The following is a 25,170-nucleotide window of genomic DNA, read 5'->3' as shown; positions in this document are numbered from 1 at the left end:
AATACTTGAAATACAGCTCCACAATAATGGGACGTCGCATTTCTGTGAAACAGAAATTTAGCCGTTCCACTACAAGATAATATGCTAAATTATACCTCAGCGATTACCTCTACCTCAACGAGAACGTCCTTTGGAAGCTCTTTTGCGGCAACGCATGAACGTGCAGGCTTTGATGTGAAATACTCGCCGTAAACTCCGTTGAAAGCTGCAAAATCAGACATATTCTTCAAAAAGCATACTGTCTTTACAGCCTTGCCGATAGATGTTCCTGCGGCTTCAAGAACGTTTGTGAGGTTCTTGCAAACCTGATGTGTCTGCTCCTCGATAGTTGTTGCCTCAACATTGCCTGTTGCTGGATTTATTGCTATCTGACCCGATGTGAAAACAAGGTTTCCTACCTTCATTGCCTGTGAATATGGACCGATTGCGTCCGGTGCGTTCTTTGTGTAAACAACTTCTGCCATTTTCATCTACTCCTGTCTTAAAATTACTTATTGACTATCTTAAAGCCTGCGGCTGTAAGAGCCTGTCTTATCTCTCTGATATGATCAAAGTTTCTTGTTTCAAGAACAAGTCTAAGCAGGCAATCTGTGATATCACTGTCCTCGCTTGCTCTCTCGTGGTGAACAGAAACAACGTTTCCGCCAAGCTTTGAAATTATCTCTGAAACATCTCTAAGCTGACCAGGTCTGTCCTCAAGCTGGATAGTAAGAGTATCAGATCTGCCAGACTTGAGCAGACCTCTCTTGATAACTCTTGAAAGGATAGTTACGTCGATATTACCGCCTGATACAAGGCAAACTACCTTTTTGCCCTTTATGTCAGGTATCTTATTAAACATTACTGCGGCAACAGGTGTTGCGCCTGCGCCCTCTGAAACGAGCTTTTGCTTCTCGATAAGGTGGAGGATAGCTGATGATATCTCGTCGTCTGAAACTGTAACAACGCCGTCAACATACTTGCTGCAATACTCGAAGGTATGCTCGCCGGGCTCTTTTACCTTGATTCCGTCTGCGATAGTATGAACGCTTTCAAGGCACTCTATCTTGCCGTCTTTAAGTGAATTTACCATTGAAGGTGCGCCTTCAGCCTGAACGCCGTATACTCTAACGCTTGGCTTGAGCTGTTTTACAGTGAACGCAACGCCTGAGATAAGTCCGCCGCCGCCAACAGGAACAACGATAACGTCTGCGTCAGCCACCTGACTTAGTATCTCCAGACCGATAGTTCCCTGACCTGCGATAACATTCTCGTCATCGAACGGGTGAATGAATGTATAGCCGTTAGCGTCACGAAGCTCGATAGCCTTTGCATAAGCGTCATCATAAACGCCGGGCACAAGACATACCTCAGCGCCATAGCCCTTTGTTGCCTCTACCTTTGAGATAGGTGCGCCGTCAGGCAGGCAGATTATAGATTTTATACCGTTTTTTGTTGCGGCAAGAGCAACGCCCTGTGCGTGGTTTCCTGCTGAGCAGGCGATAACACCGTGTGACTTTTCCTCGTCTGAAAGCTGTGATATCTTATAATAAGCTCCTCTTACCTTGAAAGAACCTGTTACCTGAAGATTTTCTGTTTTCAGATAAACATCACAATCAGGGTTTACCTTTGGCGCATGGATACACGCTGTTGGTCTGATGACCTCTTTAAGCACGTTTGAAGCGTCAAAAACCTTATCCAATGTAAGCATAAAAAACAACCTCTTTTTTTCTATGTAATAAAAAAAGCCCCCGCCCGACTAGAGGCGAAGACATAATATCTCCGTGTTACCACTCTGATTGCAGACCATAAGCCTGCCACTCATATCTCTTTCTAACGGTAAGAAACCGTATCCGCTTAACACATCTGCTTAGGCGGATCAGCTCAGAGATGATCCTGACGGCGTTATCCCTGCGGACTTTCACCAAACGTCCGCTCTCTGCGAAGTATTCGCACCGTCACCTTTCTCGTCACAGCCTTTATGATATTCAATACAATCATTATAGCACCATAAATATGAATTGTCAACAGCAATAAAATGAATTTTTCTCTAAGACTTCCTAAGATATTATACAAAAATAAAAACCCACACAGGTGTGCAGGTTTTTATCAATTAAGGAAGTATAGAAAAAATATATGAAGAAAACAATCATGAAGTCTTTTTAACTGTCGGTCTTTCCTTTCCGACTGTAATAATATTACCACTGCAATGTGATAGAATTATGTGCAAAGAGAGTGCATTTGCAAAAATATCACCTTTTGTTTGCGTAATGCACAACGATATGACGAAGCTTCCCTGTGGTCATATCCCTGCCTTTTATATCCGCTCCGTTGTGGCTCATAAGCTCAGCGCAGACTATGCCGTCGGTACTGCACCTGAAAACTTCGTGTCCGTCACACACCACCACAAGCTTTTCACTATCAACAGATATTCCGCCTGTTCTTCCGATAACATTTTCCTCTGCGCCCTCACGCTCCACCACATAGGAAACTCGTTTTCCATGATAGCGTTCAAGCTCTTTCAAGGGCGTACCCTTATTTCTCTTAAAAAATCCCATTTTACGCTCCTGTATCAATTATCTGCTATATTATTATCATTTCCTGCACAAAGCTGCCTTGCGGAGGCGATAACGTCAAGCGACTCGCCCACCGACTGCAAAAAGGCTGACAGCAGCCCAAGCTGGTCAACGCTCAAACCCTCGCCAAGATAATTTGCAAATGCCGCAGCCATTATATTAAGCTGCTGACCGCAGCACGATCCCCAGTTTTCCACTGATACCGCCCTTTCCTGCTCACAACGTTTCTCTGTCATAATATGCGTCAGAAGAATAATACGTTCGCATATGCAGATAATAAGGGCATATTCTGAAAGGGGTCACGCCTATGAACATCACTCACACCATACTTGCCACAGTTGGCTCTATAATCGTTATGTTCGCCATATCAAAGCTTCTTGGCAACAAGCAGATATCACAGCTCACGCTTTTTGACTACATCAACGGCATCACCATAGGCTCTATCGCCTCTGAAATGGCTGTTTCGCAGGAAATGGACGAGCTTATCGTGCCTGTTATCGCAATGGTGCTTTACGGACTGACAGGCTTTCTGTTGTCTGTGCTTACGATGAAGTCTATCCACTGCCGGCATTTTCTTTCGGGCAAGCCTATCCTGCTTATTGAAAAAGGCAAAATATATCCCGAAAACCTTAAGACCGCCAAGCTTGATGTGAACGACCTGCTTTCAAGGGCGAGAACATCAGGCTATTTCGACATCTCGAAGATATACTACGCTATTCTGGAAACCAACGGCACTATCTCTTTCATGGAACGTGCCACAGAAGCACCTATCACTCCGAAAGACTTAGGTTATGCGAAGCAGGACGAAAAGCTCTGCACCGACCTTATCCTTGACGGCGTTATTATGGAGGACAACCTGAAATACGCAGGCAAGGAGATAAAATGGCTCACCAACGAAATAAGAAAGCAAGGCTGTTCATCACCTGACAAGGTCTTTCTCTGCATAGTTGACGGAAACGACAAGGTGACAGTGTTCCCGAAAACTCAGGAGAGCAACAAGAAGATCTACTTCGACTGAACCTTCTTCAAAAACTCGTGCAGCTCCTCTGCAAGCCTGCTCACAGGCAGACCAACAACGTTATAAAAGTCTCCGTCTATCTTTTCCACAAGAAGTGCTCCAAGCCCTTGTATGCCGTAAGCCCCCGCCTTATCCATAGGCTCGCCGCTTTTCACATAGGCTTTTATCTCCTGGTCGCAAAGCTCTCTGAAAGTCACTGCGGTGGTGGCGGAAAAGCTACTGTAACGACAGCCTCTGCCGATGGTAACGCCTGTTACAACATGATGAGTCTTGCCTGACAGCATTTTTAACATTCTTATGGCGTCAGCTTCGTCCACAGGCTTACCGAGAACTTCCCCATCGCATATTACAACAGTGTCACAGCCGATAACAACGCTCAGGTCATAGACCGAAGCGATACATCTGCACTTTATCCCTGAAAGATACTCAGGGGCAAGCTCCGGTGTAACGTCCTCTGGTATTTTTTCGTCACAATCAGAGGGGATAACCCTGAAATTCTCACACATCAATGACAGCAGTTCTTTTCTTCTTGGCGACGCTGAAGCAAGTATAACATCATAATCCATAAGCTCGCTTGAAATATTCACTGACATAAAGATCTTCCTTTACTTCTTTTACTTCTTACTCAAAAAGGCAACGCACTTATTATCCTGCGCTGCCTTAGTTTTTTATTACAACTTCATTCCGCACTCTGAGCAGAACTTAACGCCTGCCGGCTCTTTATGGCCGCACTGAGAGCAGAACACAAAACTGCTGTTTGCAGGCTCTTGCACCGGAGCTTCTGCTATCACCGGAGCAGGCTGTGGCATTGGTGCAGGCTGAGGTGCTGTTTCAGGCTGTGGGATAGGTGCAGCAGTCTGTGCCACAGCAGGCTCAGGGATAGGAGCGGCTGTCTGAACATTCTGCTGAGCAGGATCGCCATAAACAGGATTAGCCTGTGGCTGAGTATAAGCAGGTGAAACAGGGTGATTATGATAGCCCTGACTGTTTTGTATAACAGGCTGTGCGCCCATTGGAACTGCACCGCCCTGAGCAGGCTGCTGATAAACAGGCTGAGCCATTTCAGGCTGTTTTGTTCCGCAGTTAGGGCAGAACGCCATATTCACTGGTATCTCGTGGCCACAGCCGGAACAAAGTTTCATTCCTCTGATGGTAAGAAGCTGTTCATTAAGATTTTTCAGTTCTTCAAGAGTTGCGTCTATCTGAGCAATAAGGTTTTTCACCTCCGGCTCTTCTATCTTGTCAGCCATTCTGAGCTTGACAAATCTGCCTATCTCGGTATACTTATCGTTTATAAAGGCAAGCTTTGCGTCTATTTGTGCCTTTACTGCATTTTCAGGTGTATTCTTAGGTGAAAAAAATCCCATTTTTATTCTCCCTTTCGGTTATAATATTTCTTCTGTATTTTGCTCTATGGCGGTATTGTCCTCAGGCTGAACGTCAGGCGAAGTTGTTGTAGTATCAGGTGCTTCTGTAGCAGGAGCGGTGGTAACAGTGCCGTTCTCGGTCGGCTGAGTCTGTGCAGGCTCGCTGTCCTTTTTGCTGTCGCCTGAAGCGTTTCCGCCTTCGTCAACTATCTCCGAATCCTTTATCTCCTTATCTATCTCGTCCTGCGACATCTGACCTCTCTTTACAGCTTTGTCATTTACAGCCGACAGACCAAGATAGCAATTCACATAATAGTGAGTAAGTATCTGATCGTATGTATAGCCAGCCTCGGCATAATAGCAAGCGCCCCACTGCGACATTCCAACGCCGTGACCCCAGCCATAGGACTTGAAAGTGAACACACCGTCCTTATAGCTTATCTCCATGGCGTTCGATTTCACATCAAAGAGGTTGCAGAGCGTGATACCTGTTATCCTAGCTTCACTGCCATCATAGGTACAGCTCGTATGACCGTCGATAGTCACTCCGCTTATATACTTCCCGCTGAAAGCAGAGTCTATTTTAAACCAGTTCTTCACGTCGTCGGAAAGCTTTATATCAGTTTGGCTCTCGATACGCTCCTTGACCTCGTCTTTTGTATATGTAGCTTCAATGCCCCAGTTAGGATCTTTATCGTCAAACTCGCTCTTTACACGCTTGAGGTACGGGTAAGAAACGCCCCATATATCCTCGCTGGTGGTAGAATAACCTGCTGTTGAAGCAGAATAAACTGCATTTATGATATTGCCGTTATACATAACAGTCTGACCCTCAACGGCATTTACACATCTTTCTATCTTTGAAGAATATCCGCTTTTAAGCCCCACCGTAGGTATAGCACCGATAGAATCGTTAAATCTGACCCATGTATAAGCCGCCACGGCCTGCGCCTTTATGGCTTCCTCGCCCCACTCGCCGCCTATCTCGCTGTTGACTATCTGACAGAGCAGTTCATGGCCATTAAGAGTGACGATATTTCCTGAGATTATATCGTTGACAGTATAATACTCATCAGCGACGCTTCTTGTATCTGTAAAGTTAGCAGGGTCGTTCTTTATATCGTAATACTCGCCCTTATCCTCAGGCATTTCCACAGTAAACTCACTGGCTGAAGCCTTTTTCTTTGTGGTCTTTGCCTGCTTTTTCTGCTGAACATAAGACATATCATACTTATCCACAGAGGACTTTTTGAACTTCACAAAGTCATAGACCTCAGTAGCGGCAGTGGTCTTAACGCTTTGAGCTTCAACGTTTTTGACCTGCACCGCAGGGGCTTTTTCTGCGCCCACGCTTTTATTATCCAGCAGCAGCTCACCGCATATACCAACGGCAGTTATGCTCATTACCGCTGCGCAGACATTTGCACATATCTTTTTTGTCATCAAATTCATCGTCAAGACACTGTCCTTACCTTCAAGCGGTCACACCGCAAAACATTCCCAATGGCAGCAAAATACTCACTGCATACCTAAATAATAGTTTATCAAATACTGAAAAAAAGTCAAGACAAAGCTAAGTTTCGTCCTGACTTTTCAGCATAATATACAATTTTATATCTGCAATATCGGCATTTTAGCCAAAAACTTCAAATATTACTTGAAGTATCTCTGACCATCAAGCTCCATGCAGAATGTGAGTGATTCAAACCAAGCCGCTGTGCTTCCGCCGCAATACTGTGGAGCGTAGTAATAAACTGCACCGTTTGAATTATCCTCGCCGTTCAGCGCTCTCTTTGCACAATCAATAGTGTTCTGAGTTGGCTTGTTTCTGCCGCTGTAATAGCCGTTTATTGCAGTGAACTGATTTGGCGCTGTAAGAACGTCGCTTATAGAGCTTCCAAATCTGCCTGTTTTCACTCTGTTGATAATAACATTTGCAACAGCGATCTTGCTCTGCTCTGAGCAGTTTCCTACCTCGCCCTGAAGAACGTAGCAAAGCATATCAAATTCTTCATCTGTATAGCTTATAACAGAACTGTTCGAGCTTGATGTTGTTGCTTTCTTTGTTTCTGTCTTTTTTGGTTCAGACTTTGTTGTCTTAGCCTTTGTTGTCGTAGTCTTTTTTGTTTCAGACTTCTTAGCTGCTGTTGTAGTTTCGGACTTCGCAGAGGAAGTTGTTGTTACTTCTGCCTTTTTAAGATAGTCCTTCATTACATATCCGCTGTAGTCGCCGTATGTAACCTTATACCAACCGTCGCTTGTTTCAGCCGTAACGATAACTTCCTCGTCTGTTGCAACGATAGCTTCTATCTCTGAGTTCTTGTCAGCCTTTTCTCTGACGTTCACGATCTCAGTTGCGACCATTGTTACGTTATTGACCTTTGTTTCTTTTGCTGCATTTTTAGTAGTCTCTGTCTTTTTTGTTGTAGTGGCTTTGGCGGAAGTTGTTGTCTCAGACTCTGCCTGTGCCATTTTATACTCGCTGATACCCGCTTTTCTCCATGTAACGGTGTTCATTGAAGTATAGGTCTCATCTCTCTCAGTTTCTGCTTCTGTCACAGAAGTGGTCTTAGTGTTGGTTATTGCAGCTTTTGTGTCCTTCTGAGCCTCGTTGTTGCCGCTTGTAAGTGCAAAGATACTTACTGTACCTATCATCAGCACTGCCAGCGCACCGCTGCCCAGCATTGTTCCTACTTTCCTGACCGACGGCTTAGCTGTTCGCTTTATGCTGTCTTCAGTTTTTTTCTGCTTCATTTTAATCACATTACCCTTTCCGACCGTCTGCACGCAAACCGTCTTCACTGCCGTCCGTGAGCTTGACGTCAGCTAAAATTTATTTTACACCGATTTGGTGTAATAAACATCAATAATCCCAGCCGAAATACTTCTTATTGTTTCCGTATACGTTTCTCCAGCATTTAGGGAAATAAATATCCTTATTTGCCTTGTCCTTATAGGAATCTATTATAAGATCCAGGTTATCGTCAGCCGTCATTTTCTTTGCCACGATGACCCACCTGAGATTTGAAGTTTCGTTTGTACAAGTTGAGAGCGATATATACTTATCGTCTGCTGTACAATCGATATCGTTTGAATACCACGAACGCTTTCTCACTTCTGAGATCCAATCGTCAAACTTATAGTCAGCGTCGTCAAAATATCTGGTAGTCCAGTATTTGAAGAGCTTTCCGTCGTCCTGATTTTCAAGTATTCCCGTCACGAACGCACCTACGATAACATACTTACAGTTGCTGTCATAGATAGTATTGAACTCGATAACAGGATATTTCTTAAGAAAATCCACTCCCTTTTTATACTCAGTAAGGTGAGTAAAGGAAGTTCCCACATACCTCATGTTATGACCATATATCGTGATATTGTCAGACTGCCCGTCCTTATTTATGGTAGACCAAGCGTCTGCATAAATGCTTCCCGATTCGTAATACTGCTTGTCTATATTCTTGTAAAGATAATATTCATTATCCTTGCCTTTAAGAACAGGGAAGTTTATATATTCATCACCTGCGGAATTTTTAAAGCCGGGGATCTTTATCCAGCCTACGACGTCCTTGTTCCTTTTCAGAAGCTTCTTAGCCCATTCCTGAACTTCTCTGTCCTTCGTTGAAGCCTCAGGGTCAGAAACGTCAATATCGTCTGAGCCGTTATTCTTGCTCAGGTCAACGTTATCGCTAAAGTCAGGCTCGTAATTTACGATCTCCTGAATATAGCTCTGATCCTGCTCGTCGGCTTTCAGGAAATCAGAAAGCTCATTAAGAGAAACACAGAAAAGCACGATAGAGAACATGAACACTATCTTTCTGAACACTTCTCCTGCTCCGTCGCCCTTCCACGGGATAAAATATCTTACTACTCTTACAAAAAAGTTTGTATCGTCCTTTTCGGACAGATTCATTGTTTCATTAGCCATTGACATTTATTTCAAGCCTCCGCCTTTTGTTCATACAGCTCAAGCACCATTCTCAGTGCTGTTTCTGTTGTAAGCATACGGATCTTTCTTCTGTCCAAATTCTCATATTCTTTATAAAGCTCAAGCCGTCTGACTATTTCTTTCTGACGACTTCTCACTGAAACATACACAGTTCCCACAGGCTTTTCCTGAGAACCGCCGCCTGGTCCTGCTATACCGGTAACAGCCACTGCACAATCTGCACCGAAAAGCTTCAGCGCACCCTTGCTCATCTCACTGGCTGTCTGCTCAGAATAAACAGTATATCGCTCCAGCGTTTCCTTTTTCACGTTCAGAAGCTTCATCTTTATTTCCTCGGTATAGGTACAAGCACCGCCGAGGAACATTTCCGACGCTCCCGAAACGGAAGTGATCATCTGGCTTATCATTCCGCCTGTACAGCTTTCCGCAGTACACAGCTTCCGACCGCTCTTTATCATATATTTTACTACACTTTTTGTAACTATGTCAATACTATCTGTAACCACTTTGTCACCTTCAGCAAATTTCATAGTAATAATCACCCCTTTTAGTTATATATTGCACATAAAAAATTGGCTCTTTTTGTCCATTTTGTTAATTCGACGATTTTCAAAAACCAATGTTAATAGCAAATTCTGCAAGCAAATGTTACACTTTTGTTACCAAATTACTGATTTTTCATTATTAGCAAGCCCATCTGGCACCCTTTTGGGCGCAAAGAAAAGCCCTGAAAATTCGGGGCTTTTCGGCATTTTTCACCATGGAAAGACACAATATTCGGGTACAAAAAAGCGTACAATTAAGCTACAAGCTGTTACAGTTTTAACCCGTTTGTAACCTTTTCACAGACACCATGCAACGGGTGTACGCCATGAAAATACGCTATGCGTTTCTGATAAGATAAGGCTTTGTTCCCTCGATAGCTTTCCGGATATAAGGCTCCCAATCGAAAGCGTTCTGAGCGGCTTCAACGTCTGCAAGATTTGGTCTTGTCTTAGGGTGCTTTGGCGTGAAAACTGTACAGCAATCCTCATAAGGGAGGATAGAGGTATCAAAAGTATCTATCTTTCTTGCTATCTCCACTATCTCAGATTTGTCCATACCAACGCATGGTCTGAATACAGGCATACGGCAAACGGCGTCTGTGCAGACCATTGCATACATAGTCTGGCTCGCTACCTGACCAAGGCTCTCACCTGTGACAAGGGCTTGGATATCCTCCTTTTCGCATATCCTCTGAGCTATCTCCATCATAAGTCTTCTCATCAGGATAGTGAAAAGCTCCTCAGGGCAGTTATCTCTCAGAAGCTCCTGGATCTCCGTAAAAGGCACGCAGAAGAAGTTTATATCACCGCAGTAAGCAGTGATTATCTTAGCAAGCTTTTCAACTTTCATCTTCGCTCTGTCGGAAGTATACGGTGGAGCTTCAAAGTGGATAGCGGATATTATCGCACCACGCTTTGCCATCATATAGCCTGCAACAGGCGAATCTATACCGCCTGAGAGAAGAAGCATTGCCTTTCCGCTTGAGCCGACAGGTATTCCGCCAGCGCCCTCGATAGAGCCTGCGTGAACATAAGCGTTCGTTTCTCTTATCTCCACTGTTACCACGACGTCAGGATCGTGAACGTCAACTTTAAGGTGCGGAAATCTTTCAAGTATCTTTCCGCCCATTTCTATACATATCTCAGGGGACTTGAATGGGAACTTCTTATCTGAACGCTTTGCGTCCACCTTGAAAGTTCTCGCAGTTTCCATTTCGTCCTCGATATAGTCAAGTGACTTTGTGAGTATCTCGTCCATATCCTTTTCCAAAACGCAGCAGCGACAGAGCTTAACGATGCCGAAAATTTTCGACAGCTTTTCCACCGCCATGTCAACATCGCTGTCATCATCAAGTGGCTCAACATACAATGTGGACTGCGCCTTTGATACGCTGAACTGTCCGCAGCTTTTAAGTCTTCTTTTTACGCTCTTTGTCATCATGCTCTCGAAGCTTGATTTGTTAAGACCTTTCAGAGCTATCTCGCCATATTTGCAGAGAATGATTTCTTTCATAAATTTTATCCTTTCTTTACGAAAACTGCACAAAAAAAGTCCTCGTCAAAAACCTGTCAAAAGCGACCTTTTTCGCCGTTCCCCTTTATAAATAGTACAAAACATTTGTTTGCGTGTTTTACCTTACCTTGCACAGGTCATTCTGCGCAGACTTTATGCCCTCCATAAGAGCGTCGATATCGGCCTTTGTGGTGTCGATGCTAAAGCTTATCCTGATAGTGGAGTCAAGGCTCTGCTCGGGATATCTGAACTCTTTTAGCACAGAGCTTTTCTTGCCCTTTGAGCAGGCTGAGCCGCTTGAAACATATATCTCACGCTTTTCAAGATAGTGGAGAAGCACTTCGGACTTTAACCCATTGACCGCAATGCTTGTGACATAAGGCGAGCCGCCTTTTCGTGAATTTACGAAAACATCGCCGTTTTCGTTACACTTTTCTATGAGATATGACTGCACCTGTGCGGCTTTTTCAAAGTTTTCCGAAACGTTTGGAGCAAGCTTTTTCACCGCCGCACCGAAACCGCATATGAGCGGCACTGACTCAGTACCCGAACGAAAGCCTTTTTCCTGTCCTCCCCCAAGCATAAAAGGCGGTATATGAATGCCCTTTTTCACATACAGCGCACCGATGCCCTTTGGAGCATATATTTTATGACCGCTGAGAGATATCATATCGGCATTCAGCTTTTTGGCTTTCACAGGAATTTTCATAAATCCCTGAACGCAGTCGCAATGAGTAATCACCTGAGGATATTTTTTCTTTATCATAGAAAAAGCCTTTTCCACAGGGAGTATGTAGCCGTTTTCGTTGTTCACAAGCATACAGCTAACAAGGAAAGTGTCCTCGTTCACAGCGGCAAAAATATCACGGGCATTTATCTCGCCGTTCTCATCAGGGGATATCCTTATGACCTCACAGCCCATATCTTCAAGCTCCTGGGCAGGATTTTTCACAGCAGGGTGTTCAACAGAGGATATGACAACACGCTTTTTACGTTTTCCGTGAGCCTTGTAAACCCCGAAAATAGCGGTATTGTTGCTTTCTGTCGCACCTGAGGTGAAATAGACCTCATCAGGGGTAACACCGAGAGCGTCGGCAATGGCTTCACGAGCGTCAGAAACAAGAAGCTCAGCGTCAAGACCTGCTCTGTGCAGAGAAGAGGGGTTTCCGAAGACCTCCAAGCCTTTCATTACAGCCGCTTTAGCTTCATCACAAGGTTTTGTGGTGGCGGCATTATCAAGATATATCAATTATCACAAGTCCTTTCATGTTTTATCGCAATCATTTTTATTATAACATATAATTGTGAATAATGCAAATAAATCGGGAAAGTGAGGAATGAGGAATTATGGTATCGCCTGCGGCGATGTATTTTATTTTTTGCACATTTTTATACAGCACAATGCGGCACAGCCTCACAGCCGTACCGCACAGAGCACTATTTATCACAGTTACAATTACTTCCCCACGAAGCCATTGAAAGCCTGATATAATATCCCTGCGCTTCTCCGCAAACAGGACACCTCTCAGGGGCTTGCGTGCCCTCCACGATATAACCGCAGTTCAAGCATACCCACGTTTCAGACTGGGAGGAAGAGAACAGCTTTCCCTCTTTCATAAGCTTGCCAAATGCCGCAAAACGCTTGCCGTGAACATTCTCTATCTTGGCGATATTCGTAAAGTCCTGCGCTATCTTTCCATAGCCCTCCTGCCTTGCGGCCTCAGCAAACGCAGGGTAAACATCATCTGATTCCTGACGCTCGTTATGGTCTGCCATACCAAGCAAGGTACACATATCCTCCGAAATATCCACAGGATAACCTCCGTCAACAAACACGCTCTCCCCTGACAGCTCTTTGAGATGCTCATAGAATATCTTTGCGTGAACTTTCTCCTGATTGGCTGTGAACTTGAACAGGTCGGCAAGCACATAAAGCTTCTGCTGTCTTGCTTTTTCCTCCGCCATTGTGTAGCGGTTTCTTGCCTGACTTTCCCCTGCAAAGGCTCTCATAAGGTTATCCTTTGTCTTTGAATTTCTGAAATCTGACATTTTTTATCCTCCTACTTTATACAGTCAGTGTTCCTGACTTGCTTTCCACAAGAATGAGTATCTGCTCCTCCTCAGCGGTCTGTGCATTTATATATACAAGCACGTTCCTGCCGTTTTCTGCCCTGCACCTGAACTCATAACACAGCTTCTCCTCCAAACCGTCGGTAGGGATAAGTGCAAGCCTGCCTGATACTATTTCAAGGCGCGGGGACACGCTCTCTTTCGCTCGGCTTTGGGATATATCCGCTTCGGGGATATCTCTGTCATAGTGGTTCACCAAAAAGCCCTTTGCGTCAAAGCCTAATATCTCACCGTCGTCCATTGCTACTGAAACTTTTATAAGGTCGGTGTAACAGCACACGTCAAGGTCGTTGTAGGCGAAATTCACTGTGAGAACGTTGTCGATATTCTCATAGTAGGTAGTTTTCATGGACAGTATGCCGAGGTCATCGAGAAAATCCTCTGCTGCCTTTACTCCCTGCTCGTTTGTAAGCTCTGTGCTTTCGCTGATACGGCTTTTGAGGAAATAAGAGATATATCCACCCTGCTTTGTCACCTCGCAAGCCACCGTCTTATCCTCGTTTGAAAATCTCCAGCATGGCATTTTGCCCTCTACCTCTGAGATATCTGTGAACACTGTGGAGTTCATGTTAAGCCCCAGGGAACAGCGTTCAAGGGCTTTGGTCTGTGAAACGTTCTCTGCCTCAGCTGTCATGCGAGGGGTACGCTCCATGATATTGTCTGAGAATGGGCCGTCATAAATAAGGCTTGGATAGCTTTCAAAGCTTCCCTCAAAGTCTGAGAAGCCCTCTGTCACTGTGGGCGGGTCGCTCTGCTGTGAACCTGTTTGGGTGAGGGCTATCTCACCGCTGTTCACTGAGCTTTCAAGCTCCCACATATCCTCGGAAAGTTCTTTGGAAAAGTCATAGAGCGAGGATATGTTCTCATACTCCTCGTCTGTTATCTCCTCGCCGTTCATGAGCCTCTCGCTCACTGCCATGGAGTAGTTTCCTACCTGTGAGAGAAATTTGTAGGTGTTTTCAAGCTGCAACTCTTCTATGGGAAGCTGTGACAGAGCCGCCTTTGCTGAGGACGCTTCTCTGTAAAGCTTCACTGCAAGTGACTGGTGCATTTTCCCTGAGCCTGCATAAAGTTCCTTTTCAAGAGTGTCGCTAACGTTCTCTACTGCGTCGCACAGGTCGCCCATGGCTCTTGAATAGGTGTAGCTCACACTACGCAACGCCCTTTTTTCACTGCTCATAAGTTGTATATTTCTCACCGCAAGCACACCCACGACAGCCACTGTGAAAGACACTATCCTAACTGCGTTTCGCTTTGATATATCCATTTTTGATGCTCTCCTTTTCTTTTTTCTCCATTATTATGCCAGCTAAAATGCTGATTATTCTCATTAACTGTGCCTTGCAGTGCCATTTCAGGCATATCATGATACACAAAATTTCTTTCCTAATCTTGTGTATCATGAACATCTTTATTTACTTATTATTACATAAATCTCAAAATAAGTGTAATTGTTTAACTTTAAAATTACTTATTTGTATTTATTTGTATAAATGCAAATTTGACAATGCGCTGAAAAAGGGCTATAATAAAGGGTGTGTAAAAATTATCGTGTAAAATGGCAGAAAAAATGTTAACTCTGCCTACGTTTCTACGGGAGGAAATTATGAAATTTATTCCAAAGCTGACCGGTGTGGTTTTGTCAGCGGCAATAATGGCTCAGTCTGTTCCATTCGTGTATGCGGCAGAGGAAAGCATTGCGTCAAGTGAGCTTTCAAATGATATCCAGGTATCAAAGCCTGAATATGCTACAGGCAATATGGAGGCTGATAGTCTTTTAGAGCCTGTCACTGAGGACGACCCTGAGTATCATAAATATCTTGAAAACAACGATCCATATGGCATTATGACAATGTCTGCTCTGTGGGGGGCTGACAGCCTTACTCATCAAAACAGATTCAGCGGTGTTTCAAAGGTCTATGGCATTGACGTTTCCTATTATCAGGGCAACATAGATTGGAAAAAGGTCAAAAACAGCGGTGTGGAATTTGTTATCATAAGAGTAGGCTACCGCGGCTATGGCAGTGCAGGAACACTTGTGGAAGACCCTAAGTTCAAGACCTATCTTGACGGAGCTGCCAAGGCAGGGCTTAAAGTTGGCGTATACTTCTACACTCAGGCGATAACAACAGCCGAGGCTCAGGAGGAAGCTAAGTTCGTTCTTGACAGGATAAAGGGATATTCTCTGCAAATGCCTGTTTATTACGATATCGAGTCTGTTGACTATGACACCGGCAGACTTGACAGCGCAGGGCTTTCCAAGGCTCAAAAGACCGCTCTTTGCACAGCTTTTTGCGACACTATCATAAAATCGGGCTACAGTGCAGGCGTTTATGCAAACTACACATGGCTAAACTACTACATTGACGGAGCAGGGCTTGGCAAGAAATATCCTATATGGCTGGCTCACTACACAAGCAACACCAATTATGACCAACGCATGGATATGTGGCAATATTCAGGAAGCGGTACTGTTTCAGGCATTTCAGCCTACACTGACGTAAACGTATGGTATTCGGGCAAGCTTCCGCTTTATGTGTCCGACCTTATCTCAGTGGCAAACACCTCCACCTCCAACACATTTGCCTGGAACGGCGCTCCTGACGCAACAGGATATGAGGTATATCAGGGAACAAGCCCTAGCGACCCTAAAAAGAAAAAAATAGGGGATACAAAGAATACATATTTTACAAACTCCAACAAGTCCACAGGCACTATGTACAAATACATGGTGAGAGCCTACAGTGACGCTTCAGGCAAGCGTGTTTACGGGGATTACTCTGATGTTTTCACCACCTGCACGCTTCCTGCGAACATCTCAAAGATATCCGCTTCTGCAAGGGGAACTTCAGTCACCATTAGCTGGGACAAAGTTTCAAAGGCGACCGACTACATCGTGGAGCATTATGTGAACGGTGCATGGAAGCAGGTCGGCACAACTTCAAGCCTTTCATACAAGGTGAATGGTATCACACAGAACGGCGTTAATAAGTTCAGGGTAAAGGCGAGAAGAAATTACAGTGGCGTATACTACAACGGTGGCTACACATATGTAAACGCTGAGGTCACTGACATACCAAGTACAGTAACAGGCATAAGAAGCACTTCAAACACTTCTACATCAAACACCATAACATGGAACGCTTCCACAAAAGCGGAGGGCTATGAGATCTATCAGTGGATAGGTACTACCGACAGCTACAAGCTCATAGGCACTACCACGTCCACAAAGTTCACAAACTCAAAGAAAAGCTCAGGCACGATGTACAGATACAAGGTAAGGGCATTCAACAATGTTGACGGACAGCGTATCGAGGGTGCATATTCCTCTGAGTTTACCACCTGCACTCTTCCTGCAAACGTATCATTCTCCCTTTGCTCCACTGACGTTGATTCCATAACACTCAACTGGAACAAGGTATCAAAGGCTACAGGCTATCAGGTAGAGATGTACACAAACGGAACATGGAAAACTCTCTCCACCCTTTCGGGAACGAGCTACACTGCAAGCGATCTTTCACAGAAAACAGCTTATCGTTTCAGAGTGAGAGCCATAAGAAATTATAACTACATAAACTACTACGGTGACTACACTGAAAAGGACATCACCATTCGTCCTGCAAACACACCAAAGGGGCTTTCTTCATTAGTGAACACATCAAGTTCCAACACTATCACATGGGAAAGCATGAATGGAGTATCTGGCTACAGCGTTTATCAGTGGATAGGCACTACCGACAGCTACAAAAAGCTCGGTGACACTGCTTATCCATACTACACAAACTCAGGCAAGTCATCAGGCACTATGTACACATACAGAGTAAAGGCATATTATGTAAGCGACAATGTTATGCAATACAGCAAGCCTGCACAGGTGGTCACCTGCACACTCCCTGCAAACGTTACTGTCACAACGGCAAAGCGTTCGGGAAGCAATATCTCACTTGCATGGAACAAGGTATCAAAAGCCACAGGATATGAGATATATGTGAAGTCAGGAAGCAGTTGGAAGAAGCTCACCACAACATCAGGCAAAAGCTACACTGCAAAAAATCTGTCAGGCACTAAAACATTCAGAATAAGGGCATACAGAAAATACAATGGTGTGAACTATTATGGTGCTTATACTGAAAAGACGGTTAAATAGTCACTCGCCGTGACGGGCATTTTACGCCATACATTGTGATATGATACAAATTTGCACCGCTGAATAAAAATGAGGGGCGACCTTGGGTCGTCCCTTTTTTGCACAATTTTCAATATCCGCACAACATTATTGTAGGGGCTGGCGCCCTCGACAGCCCGTCCCCTCGACGTTTCGTCTGCAATCTCATTTGTATTATCCGCGCAATGTTGCTCTACACAAATTCTGGATAATCCAAACCATATCGCCCCGAGTGGGACGTCGTATTTCTGCAAAGCAGAAATTGCGCCGCTCCCCTACATAGTTTGTGCGTTAAATCACAATACTTTGCTTCCATTTGCTGTAAGCTTGAACTTTGCTCCCAGAACACCTGCCGCACCTCTGCACATAAGCATACGCTGCAGGAAAATGTCAAAATAGTCATACATGGTGCAGATACTTTCGTCTATCTGCAAATTAAGGGATATGACCTTTTTATCAGCATTTATCTTTAAGCTCGCTTCTGTTACCGCATAGTTCACCCTGTCATGGATATCAAAAGAGGACTTGTCCTTATTTGACACTCGATTTCTTCGCACGTCTGTTTTATCCCCTATTATCACTGCGGCTGACACCGGATCTGTTGCGCCCCCTGTTGATTCGTCATGGCTTCCTATGCAGGAAACTATCGTCACCCTGTCCTCTAAGGGCATATCAGTACCTTTGAGAATATCATTTGCAAGTATTGCACCATACTCTGCATGGTGTGTACGATTGACAGCGTTGCCGATATCGTGCATATATCCTGCGATCTTTGCAAGCTCTATTGTATGCTCGTCATAGCCGAACTCTTTAAGTATTGCGGCGGCTCTGTCTGCCACAAGAGTGGTATGCACCTCTGAATGGTCTGTAAAACCCAGAGATGTAAGATTTATCCCTGCCCTTTTTATAAATGCTTTTATTTCCTTGTTTTTTCTTATCTCTTTGTATGTCATTGATTTCTCCTGTTGGTTTATGATTATATTTATCTACGCAAGGCTTTTTACGTCCACATAATGTATTGTAGGGGCGAACAGTGTTCGCCCGCATTTGCTCGCCTGCATGAATTTGCGATTATACAAACCATGTCGCTCTCCGAACGGGACGTCGTATTTCTGCAAAGCAGAAATTGCGCCGCTCCCCTACAGTCACTCGCCGTGACGGGCATTTTACACCGTACATTGCAGCATGAGATACACTTGCACCGCTCTTTAAAATGTGTAATTATAACCTGCAATTATCATATCACTATCCAAGCTCATATACAATACATTCCGCATTTATTTTACAATATTTTGACACTATACAGGCACAAAATAGCCGTCGATATGCTCCTTATCAAGCCCCTCGCCAATGACGATAAACACCGCCTGACCTCGCTCTATAGGCTTAACAGTGATGTTCTTGTGGGTGGCGTTAAGCTCAAGCCACTTGCCCTCAGCGTTTTGCATAAAGCCTTTTACACGGAATATCCTTCCGCACTTGCTGTCGCTCATAAGCCTGCTTACAGCATCTTCCACAGCATTGTCAGGAAGCTTCATATTCATAAAATACAAAGAGGTATAAGCTTTATCTTGGTCGAACCACAGCTTTTCGTGGGAATCAGGCTCATAGCCACTGTTGGCTATCCTTTCCATATCCTCGTCTGTAAGCTCCGACCAATCTTTCATTATTATCTCAGGCTTAGTCATTCTGTGGCAATGGAACTTTTTCTGCACGGCTTCAAGGTGTTTTAGAGTATCCTCAAGCTCCTGTTTTGTGGCTTCCTGACATCTGCTCATGAGAACTATGCCTGCTTCCGAAAGCTGAGAAGCAAGAAGATAATCAGAAACTTCCGACAAGTTGGTATCAAGGCAGGCATCTGCAATAGTTATAACGCTTCCTATCTCGTACCAATTATCAAGAGGTTCTTCTCTGAGCACGTCAAAGAACTCGTCAGCTTCATAGATACCTGACGGCTCCACAATGACCCTGTCAAGACCACGCATACCCATAGCGATAAGCTTAGTCTTAAAACGCCGTCTGTGGCAATCCTTATCAGCCGCCGAGACCATTTCAAGGTCGCAATTCTCGTCCAAAAGCTCCTGCAAAAGAAGCATATCCACATTCACTGCACCGAAATCATTCTCCAACACGCCAATTTTACAGCCTTTATCCAAAAGATAATGGGCATATTTTTTTATAAAAGTGGTCTTCCCTGCTCCAAGAAACCCCGTCACAAGGTCTACCTTGGTTTTCTTTTTCTCTGTGTTCATAGTTAATGCCTCCTAATGGTCATATTATACCACATTGACAGTGCTTTGGCAATGACAGAAATAAAAAAACACGCCTTACGATTTGTAAGACGTGCTATGCCAGTCACTACAAGTGACCTGGTGCGCCAGAAGGGACTCGAACCCCCGACCTACTGGTTCGTAGCCAGTCACTCTATCCAAAAATAAAACCACAAATTTTCTTTCAGTTAAATAAAATATCATGAAAATTGCTGCTAAGACTTCTTTGGCAGCTTTTTTGATGATATTTACACATATCATCAAGCATAGACAGGGTAGCTCCCTGAGCGGCAGGACGTTCTCCCCTGCCGCTTTTTCTGTGCTTAATACGGAGAACTTAAACATTTTCAGAAAGGGTGTTTTAAATGGAGAACACAAAAACAAAAATCGTAGCCGTTGCAAATCAGAAAGGCGGCGTCGCAAAAACAACATCGGCATTTAATATTGCCGCTATTCTTGCACAGCGAGAGAAAAAAGTCCTTATGATAGACCTTGACCCTCAGAGCAGCTTGTCAGTATCGTGCATGAAGTACGAATATGACCCTGACGATATCACTATCACTGAGCTTATGTCATCTATCATCAATAAGAAAACCATTGATTTCAAGACGGCTGTTCATCACAACGAGCCAAACAACATTGACTATATTCCTGCGACTATAACACTTTCAGGAATTGAAGTTGACCTGTGCAGAACACGCTGCTGCGAAATGGTGCTGAAACGTGTCCTTAGTAATTACATCGGCTGCTATGACTACATCATCATAGATTGCCCTCCGTCACTGAGCAACTTGCTCTATAATGCGCTTTCCGCCGCAGATATGGTCTTAATACCTGTGCTTGCTCAGGAAATGGCATTGAGCGGAATACCTCTTTTGCTTGACAGCATTGACGATATCCATGAATACGCCAACCCTGACCTTGAAATACTCGGAGTATTCGCAACATGGACAGAGAAAAACAACACAATGTCAGCCGAAGTTATCGAGTCAATAAAAGCCGCATTCAAGGATAAATACCTTGGCAGCATAAGCAAGTCAAAGGCAGCTCAGGACAGCAGCCGTGAGGGTATCGCTCTTTGTAATTATAAAATCAGCAGCACAAATAAATACAAGAATATGCTCGCAGACGAATATCGTGTAATAGCTGACAAAATAGAGTGTGTCACGGTGACACACTAAGGAGGTTTCAGTATGATAGATATAAAACGCTCCGCAAATCGTCCAAGAGCTAACTTCTCAAATAACTTTGAGGAGCTTCTCATGGATAAACAAAAAGTGGTTTCGCTGCCGATGTCAAAAATCGAGCCTTTCAGCTTTAACGGCAAACCTCAGCCCTTTGCCATGGAAGAAAACGAGATATCTGCACTTGTCGACTCTATTTCAAAATGTGGAATTATCACACCGATAATAGTTCGCAGCATTAGCAGCAACAGCTATCAGATACTCAGCGGTCATAAAAGATACGCTGCTTGCAAAAAGCTTATGTACCTTGACATTGACGCCGTTGTTATCGAAGTCACTGATGATAACGTGGCTTTCGATATAGTCTGCCAGGCAAACATTCAGCGTAAAGAGCCACGTCCAAGTGAGCTTTCAAAAATGTTCAATACATACTTAAGTCTGAGGAAAAACGTTTCAGCAGACCTGACAGTAAATGAGATAAGCAATATGTTCGGTATATCCAGAAAAACCATTTACCGCTATGCAAATATCTCAAATCTTGATAATGGGTTAGCAGAGCTTATAGACAGCAAATCTATTCAGATAAAGTTCATTGAGCCGCTTGCAAAGCTCAGTCCTGAGCAGCAGAAAGCCATAGCAGACTATTACAATTATGACGAACGGCTCAGTTCAAAAGAGCTGACGTTGGTCATAGAGCAAATGACAGACAGTGGAAGCAGTGATATCTATGATATCATGAAAGCTATAAGGAATCTGTCTGAAAAGAAAAAAGAGCCATACAAGAACAGCTTATACAATGAGATGTATATCAAAAAGCCGTTATGTATGCAGAACATGACCGAAAGTGAGCTTGACAAGATAGTGTATGAGCTGCTTGATAAATATCTTGAAAATTAAGAGTACAAAAAAAGTTACCACAAACGAAAAATAATATGATATAATCATAGCACAGGAGGAAAAGTAATGAACATGACGTTCAAAATAGACATAGACCGCAGAAAAGTTGAAGCTATCCGCTGCTATATGCCAGACGGAAACATCGAAGAGTTGCTCAATGAGGAGATAACCAAAGCCGCAGAAAATGTTGTGAACAGGCTTTACAGCAAGACCGTTCCGAAAAAGGTTCAGGAATATCTCAGAAAATCAGCTGAGATAAAAACTGACAGCAAGAAAAAGGCGGAGCAGGTCAATGAGTAGCGGTGTCATAAAAACATTTGGCAGCAATCATCAAACCGCCTTGTATATGGCTAAAGACAAACGGCTGTATGAGATAGTATCAATAGACAATGATTGCGCTGTGATGGCGGCATTTAATGATACGTTTGCGGTGGCTGCGAAGCCGTTTCTTGATGAAGTAAACAATGTAATAGACTATTCGAGCATTGAATACTTTGATCGCATATCACAGGCAAAAAGCTACAGTGATAGACTTCACAAGTGCTTTGACAGCTCCAAAGCAGAAGAAAACATCAAAGAACAATGTGTCACGGTGACACACTCAGATAACATCACTCAAAAACATAAAAGTTTGTAATTGAAAGAGGAGGACCATTATGAACGAAAACAGGAATTTTAACGAAGATTTTGAAATCGAGCAGGCAGGACCAGAAGATGTTGGCTGCGATCTTTTTGAGTATGAGCTTACTCCAGAGGGTACATACGTCCCGAAGATAGCATACACAAGTGACCCCGAAGAAGAAAAGCTTCTCAAAAAGCCTATCCGCAGATGGGGACGTGCATGGATGAAATGGATGGAAGCAGAATACCCAGCAGACGTTGACATTCTCGTGTGCGAATGCCGTTGGCAGATCATTCCGAGAGAAATAGATATCGAAGCTGAGGAGAGGTTTGACGAGCTTGATGAGATCTACAGAAAAGATCACCCACGTCCTACAGAGTTCAATGCTATACGCAAGTGGGAAAAGGAAAGGCTCATGACGCTCGAACATCAGGTAATGGAGGAGATCGTTTATAAGCTCCGTGAATAGGTTTCATATGGCAGACTTTTTGCAGAAATCGTTATTTCTGCATTTAAGATGTAGGTAAATACAAACTTAAGGACACTTGAATTTCAGGTGTCCTTTTTTGTTAAGAAAGGCAGGAAAGAAAAATGATTTTTTATGATGACGAACACGAGGAACTGTTTAACAAACTCTGCAAGAAAATGCCCTATCTTGACGGCTATCACTTGTCGCTTGCATATCTTTTGACAATGGACAGTGTTTTGCGTAAACACATAGGCGCACTATACGATATTAAGAAAGACGTGATTATTTTTGAGGGGTTGAACAAGCCTTTTCAAACAAGCACAAGCAGTAAAACAACACGTTTGGCATTCAACCTTTGGAACGGCACTGTGTATGAGTCAGATGATCCTGAAACTTATATCGACACGAATGGTGAAAAAAAATATGTGCCGAGCAAATACTATGCTCCTGACAATATTTTTAACTGTAACTATACGCCGTACTACTTCGAAGCAATCAAGATGAGATTCGAGATTTCCATTTAAGTAATGAAGGTAATGATATGAAAGCTAAGAACTATTGTCCCGAATATGAAAAATACAAAACTATACGTCAATGGGCGCTCTTAGGACAGCTACCGAAAAAGGACGCTAAAGGCGTTGAACTTTGGGCGAATAAGAATTGCCAAACTTCATATGTGTACTACAGCCCTGATGAGGTAGAGCTTGCAACAGAAAAAGAGTTGCAGGATTTTTTTCAGCCTGAGAGGGACAGAAAAAATAAGCTGGCAAGACTTAACCGCAAGTGGCGTAAAGAAGCCGAGGAAAAGAAACGCCAAGAGGAACAGAAGAAGATATTTGATGAAGCGGTTGAAGCTGCCTTATTGCCTTATCGAGATTTGATATGGAAATTAACCGAGAAAACAAAAGAGCTTTATCCGAAAAAAGAGTATCCTAAATCAATAGTGATAGATACAGAAACCACAGGACTTGACCCTTTTCGTGATGAGCTATTGCAGGTATCTATCATTGACGAGGAGGGAAACGTTCTTTTTGACAGCTACTTCAAGCCACTCAGGCACAAAGAATGGTCAAAAGCAGAAAGCGTTAATCATATCTCGCCTAAAATGGTAGCTGACGCACCATATATAAACGAGAAAGCCGCTGAACTATATGCGATATTATCGCAGGCACATTGGATAATCGGCTATAACGTTGATTTTGATTTGAGATTTCTCATGGGAAGCGATATCATAACAGATGAGGAGTACAATGCATTTCGTACTGAAGATGTGATGATACAATTTGCTGAAATTTACGGTGAATACAGTGTGTATCATGAGGATTATAAATGGCAGAAACTCACAACAGCAGCGGCGTACTATGATTATGATTGGGCTGAGCATGAAGAAGCTCATAACAGCTTAGGTGATTGCTATGCAACTTTGTTTGTGTATCATAAAATACTTAGCGGAGAATAGCAGCCCTGAGCAATGATATCGCAAACGTGATAAACGCTCAAAGTTAAACAGCAATATTTGACATCACAAATCAATTGTGATATAATCTAGTTTGGAAAAGGAGGAAATCCATATGAAGAACACGATAAAAGCCATAGCCGCCTTGATAATCAGTGCGACAATGATAAGCATAACCGCCTGTGGCAACACAGACAACACATCATCAGCCCCTCCAAAGGCAACCACAACGGCTTCAAGCACAGAAGCTTCGGCAACTACCACAACGGAAGCCACACTGACCTCTCAGAGTGAGGAAACAGCTTCCCTTTCGGCTACCACAACGGGAACGTCTGCAAGCACAAAAAGCACAAGCAGTTCTAAATCATCGACTGCTTCAAAGAACACTGCAAAGGCGAACAGCTCTAAGGCAAGCAACGGCGGAACAGTGAATAATAATCAGAGCTACAGCCACAGCACTTCAAACAACGGCTCAGGCAACAACAGCTACAGCAATGACAATAACAACAGCTATCAGCCACAGCAGACGGAACGTCAGACAGAAAGACAGACAGAGCGTCAGACAACCACAACGGCAAAGGAAACGCAAGCCCCGAAGCCAAAGCCGACTACAACTACAACGGCAAAGCCGAAGTTTGAGCTTACGCAGAATGATATTGACAGGCTGAAAAGAGAATTGCAGGCATATAGTAATGAAATAGCACGTCCAATCTTCAAGGATATATATGCAGAATGCGGTTACTCCTCTGTTGACGAACTTCTTTCAGATATAGGTTGGATGAACCTTGATAATTCTTCTTGGGGTACACCTGATACGGTTTCACCTGACACTTATTCTTCATATGATGAGCTTTACCGCAAGGTCAAAGGTCACGTTGATGATTTATACACTGTAGTAAAAGACGCACAGATAGTCATATATACTGAGTGGCACGGTGACGGCTCAGCTATCAATAGTGACGGCAAGCCTGCATGGGAAATATACCTCATATACTAATTAAAAAGGAAAAAATGAAAATTGAATACGAAC

General features: G+C 43.7%; 26 protein-coding genes and 1 other annotated feature. Of the genes, 10 read left to right on the top strand and 16 right to left on the bottom strand.

What is annotated here, in order from left to right; genetic code table 11:
• Positions 1-89 precede the first annotated feature (89 nt).
• The 4 genes from DW015_RS00435 to DW015_RS00420 all read right to left on the bottom strand — a co-directional run bounded on the left by DW015_RS00435 (position 90) and on the right by DW015_RS00420 (position 2,791).
• Complete coding sequence (locus DW015_RS00435; protein WP_117903411.1) at positions 90-464, bottom strand: RidA family protein; 375 nt, start codon at positions 462-464, stop codon at positions 90-92.
• Positions 465-487: 23 nt separating this feature from the next.
• Entirely contained in the window at positions 488-1,690 is a 1,203-nt protein-coding gene (gene ilvA, locus DW015_RS00430; protein ID WP_022287623.1) for a threonine ammonia-lyase, read from the bottom strand.
• A gap of 47 nt (positions 1,691-1,737) precedes the next feature.
• Positions 1,738-1,962 (bottom strand) — a binding site (T-box leader).
• A 269-nt stretch (positions 1,963-2,231) separates the two neighbouring features.
• Entirely contained in the window at positions 2,232-2,537 is a 306-nt protein-coding gene (locus DW015_RS00425; protein WP_117892052.1) for a hypothetical protein, read from the bottom strand.
• Positions 2,538-2,551: 14 nt separating this feature from the next.
• Complete coding sequence (locus DW015_RS00420; protein ID WP_117903410.1) at positions 2,552-2,791, bottom strand: hypothetical protein; 240 nt, start codon at positions 2,789-2,791, stop codon at positions 2,552-2,554.
• 71 nt (positions 2,792-2,862) lie between these two features.
• Between DW015_RS00420 and DW015_RS00415 the strand changes: the two genes are divergently transcribed.
• Positions 2,863-3,573: a DUF421 domain-containing protein gene (locus DW015_RS00415; RefSeq protein WP_117903408.1), complete on the top strand. Its 711-nt coding sequence runs from the start codon at positions 2,863-2,865 to the stop codon at positions 3,571-3,573.
• Here DW015_RS00415 and DW015_RS00410 read toward each other — a convergent pair.
• From DW015_RS00410 to ypeB, 10 genes are all read right to left on the bottom strand, one after another.
• The gene (locus tag DW015_RS00410) at positions 3,561-4,166 is read right to left on the bottom strand and encodes a Maf family protein (RefSeq protein WP_181979803.1); all 606 of its coding nucleotides are present in this window, start codon (positions 4,164-4,166) and stop codon (positions 3,561-3,563) included. The genes DW015_RS00415 and DW015_RS00410 overlap by 13 nt on opposite strands.
• A 78-nt stretch (positions 4,167-4,244) precedes the next feature.
• Positions 4,245-4,940 carry a zinc-ribbon domain-containing protein gene (locus DW015_RS00405; RefSeq protein ID WP_117903406.1) on the bottom strand — a complete coding sequence of 232 codons (696 nt, stop codon included), beginning with the start codon at positions 4,938-4,940 and terminating at the stop codon, positions 4,245-4,247.
• Between the two features lie 18 nt (positions 4,941-4,958).
• A complete protein-coding gene (locus DW015_RS00400; RefSeq protein WP_117903404.1) occupies positions 4,959-6,392 on the bottom strand; it encodes a SpoIID/LytB domain-containing protein in 1,434 nt (477 codons plus the stop codon).
• A 201-nt stretch (positions 6,393-6,593) separates the two neighbouring features.
• Entirely contained in the window at positions 6,594-7,694 is a 1,101-nt protein-coding gene (locus DW015_RS00395; protein ID WP_117903596.1) for a cell wall hydrolase, read from the bottom strand.
• Between the two features lie 109 nt (positions 7,695-7,803).
• Entirely contained in the window at positions 7,804-8,874 is a 1,071-nt protein-coding gene (locus tag DW015_RS00390) for a class B sortase (protein ID WP_117903403.1), read from the bottom strand.
• Between the two features lie 5 nt (positions 8,875-8,879).
• The gene (locus DW015_RS00385; RefSeq protein WP_117903401.1) at positions 8,880-9,419 is read right to left on the bottom strand and encodes a CinA family protein; all 540 of its coding nucleotides are present in this window, start codon (positions 9,417-9,419) and stop codon (positions 8,880-8,882) included.
• Between the two features lie 352 nt (positions 9,420-9,771).
• Complete coding sequence (thiI, locus tag DW015_RS00380) at positions 9,772-10,947, bottom strand: tRNA uracil 4-sulfurtransferase ThiI (RefSeq protein ID WP_117903399.1); 1,176 nt, start codon at positions 10,945-10,947, stop codon at positions 9,772-9,774.
• Positions 10,948-11,065: 118 nt separating this feature from the next.
• A complete protein-coding gene (locus DW015_RS00375; RefSeq protein WP_117903397.1) occupies positions 11,066-12,196 on the bottom strand; it encodes a cysteine desulfurase family protein in 1,131 nt (376 codons plus the stop codon).
• 188 nt (positions 12,197-12,384) lie between these two features.
• On the bottom strand, positions 12,385-12,996 hold the full coding sequence (gene rbr / locus DW015_RS00370; RefSeq protein WP_117903396.1) for a rubrerythrin: 612 nt from the start codon (positions 12,994-12,996) through the stop codon (positions 12,385-12,387).
• Between the two features lie 16 nt (positions 12,997-13,012).
• Positions 13,013-14,344 carry a germination protein YpeB gene (ypeB, locus tag DW015_RS00365; RefSeq protein ID WP_117903394.1) on the bottom strand — a complete coding sequence of 444 codons (1,332 nt, stop codon included), beginning with the start codon at positions 14,342-14,344 and terminating at the stop codon, positions 13,013-13,015.
• Between the two features lie 339 nt (positions 14,345-14,683).
• Between ypeB and DW015_RS00360 the strand changes: the two genes are divergently transcribed.
• Positions 14,684-17,224, top strand: coding sequence for a GH25 family lysozyme (locus DW015_RS00360; protein ID WP_181979802.1), 2,541 nt, complete (start codon positions 14,684-14,686; stop codon positions 17,222-17,224).
• A 314-nt stretch (positions 17,225-17,538) separates the two neighbouring features.
• Here DW015_RS00360 and DW015_RS00355 read toward each other — a convergent pair whose 3' ends face one another.
• Together DW015_RS00355 and DW015_RS00350 are read right to left on the bottom strand one after the other, a co-directional pair.
• Positions 17,539-18,195 (bottom strand): HD domain-containing protein, encoded by a 657-nt coding sequence (locus DW015_RS00355; RefSeq protein ID WP_181979801.1) that lies wholly within the window; start codon positions 18,193-18,195, stop codon positions 17,539-17,541.
• Positions 18,196-18,540: 345 nt separating this feature from the next.
• Positions 18,541-19,494 (bottom strand): GTP-binding protein, encoded by a 954-nt coding sequence (locus DW015_RS00350; RefSeq protein WP_117903389.1) that lies wholly within the window; start codon positions 19,492-19,494, stop codon positions 18,541-18,543.
• Positions 19,495-19,877: 383 nt separating this feature from the next.
• On the opposite strand from DW015_RS00350, the gene DW015_RS00345 reads away from it, so the two are divergent.
• From DW015_RS00345 to DW015_RS00310, 8 genes are all read left to right on the top strand, one after another.
• Positions 19,878-20,693, top strand: coding sequence for an AAA family ATPase (locus DW015_RS00345; RefSeq protein WP_117903387.1), 816 nt, complete (start codon positions 19,878-19,880; stop codon positions 20,691-20,693).
• Between the two features lie 12 nt (positions 20,694-20,705).
• Positions 20,706-21,593, top strand: a complete 888-nt coding sequence (locus DW015_RS00340) for a ParB/RepB/Spo0J family partition protein (protein WP_117903386.1) — start codon at positions 20,706-20,708, stop codon at positions 21,591-21,593.
• 66 nt (positions 21,594-21,659) lie between these two features.
• Entirely contained in the window at positions 21,660-21,893 is a 234-nt protein-coding gene (locus DW015_RS00335; RefSeq protein WP_117903384.1) for a hypothetical protein, read from the top strand.
• The gene (locus DW015_RS00330; protein ID WP_117903382.1) at positions 21,886-22,230 is read left to right on the top strand and encodes a hypothetical protein; all 345 of its coding nucleotides are present in this window, start codon (positions 21,886-21,888) and stop codon (positions 22,228-22,230) included. The genes DW015_RS00335 and DW015_RS00330 overlap by 8 nt, the downstream gene beginning before the upstream one ends.
• 19 nt (positions 22,231-22,249) lie before the next feature.
• Complete coding sequence (locus DW015_RS00325; protein ID WP_117903380.1) at positions 22,250-22,684, top strand: TnpV protein; 435 nt, start codon at positions 22,250-22,252, stop codon at positions 22,682-22,684.
• A gap of 122 nt (positions 22,685-22,806) precedes the next feature.
• Entirely contained in the window at positions 22,807-23,208 is a 402-nt protein-coding gene (locus DW015_RS00320) for a DUF6075 family protein (protein ID WP_117903379.1), read from the top strand.
• Between the two features lie 17 nt (positions 23,209-23,225).
• Positions 23,226-24,143, top strand: a complete 918-nt coding sequence (locus DW015_RS00315) for a 3'-5' exonuclease (RefSeq protein WP_117903377.1) — start codon at positions 23,226-23,228, stop codon at positions 24,141-24,143.
• A gap of 112 nt (positions 24,144-24,255) precedes the next feature.
• Complete coding sequence (locus tag DW015_RS00310) at positions 24,256-25,137, top strand: hypothetical protein (RefSeq protein WP_117903376.1); 882 nt, start codon at positions 24,256-24,258, stop codon at positions 25,135-25,137.
• The last annotated feature ends 33 nt before the right edge of the window (positions 25,138-25,170 follow it).

Source organism: Ruminococcus sp. AF37-20, from assembly GCF_003460465.1.
Lineage (GTDB): Bacteria > Bacillota > Clostridia > Oscillospirales > Ruminococcaceae > Hominimerdicola > Hominimerdicola aceti.
The sequence above is the reverse complement of the archived record's forward strand: the minus strand, read 5'-3'. Positions and strand labels throughout refer to the sequence as shown.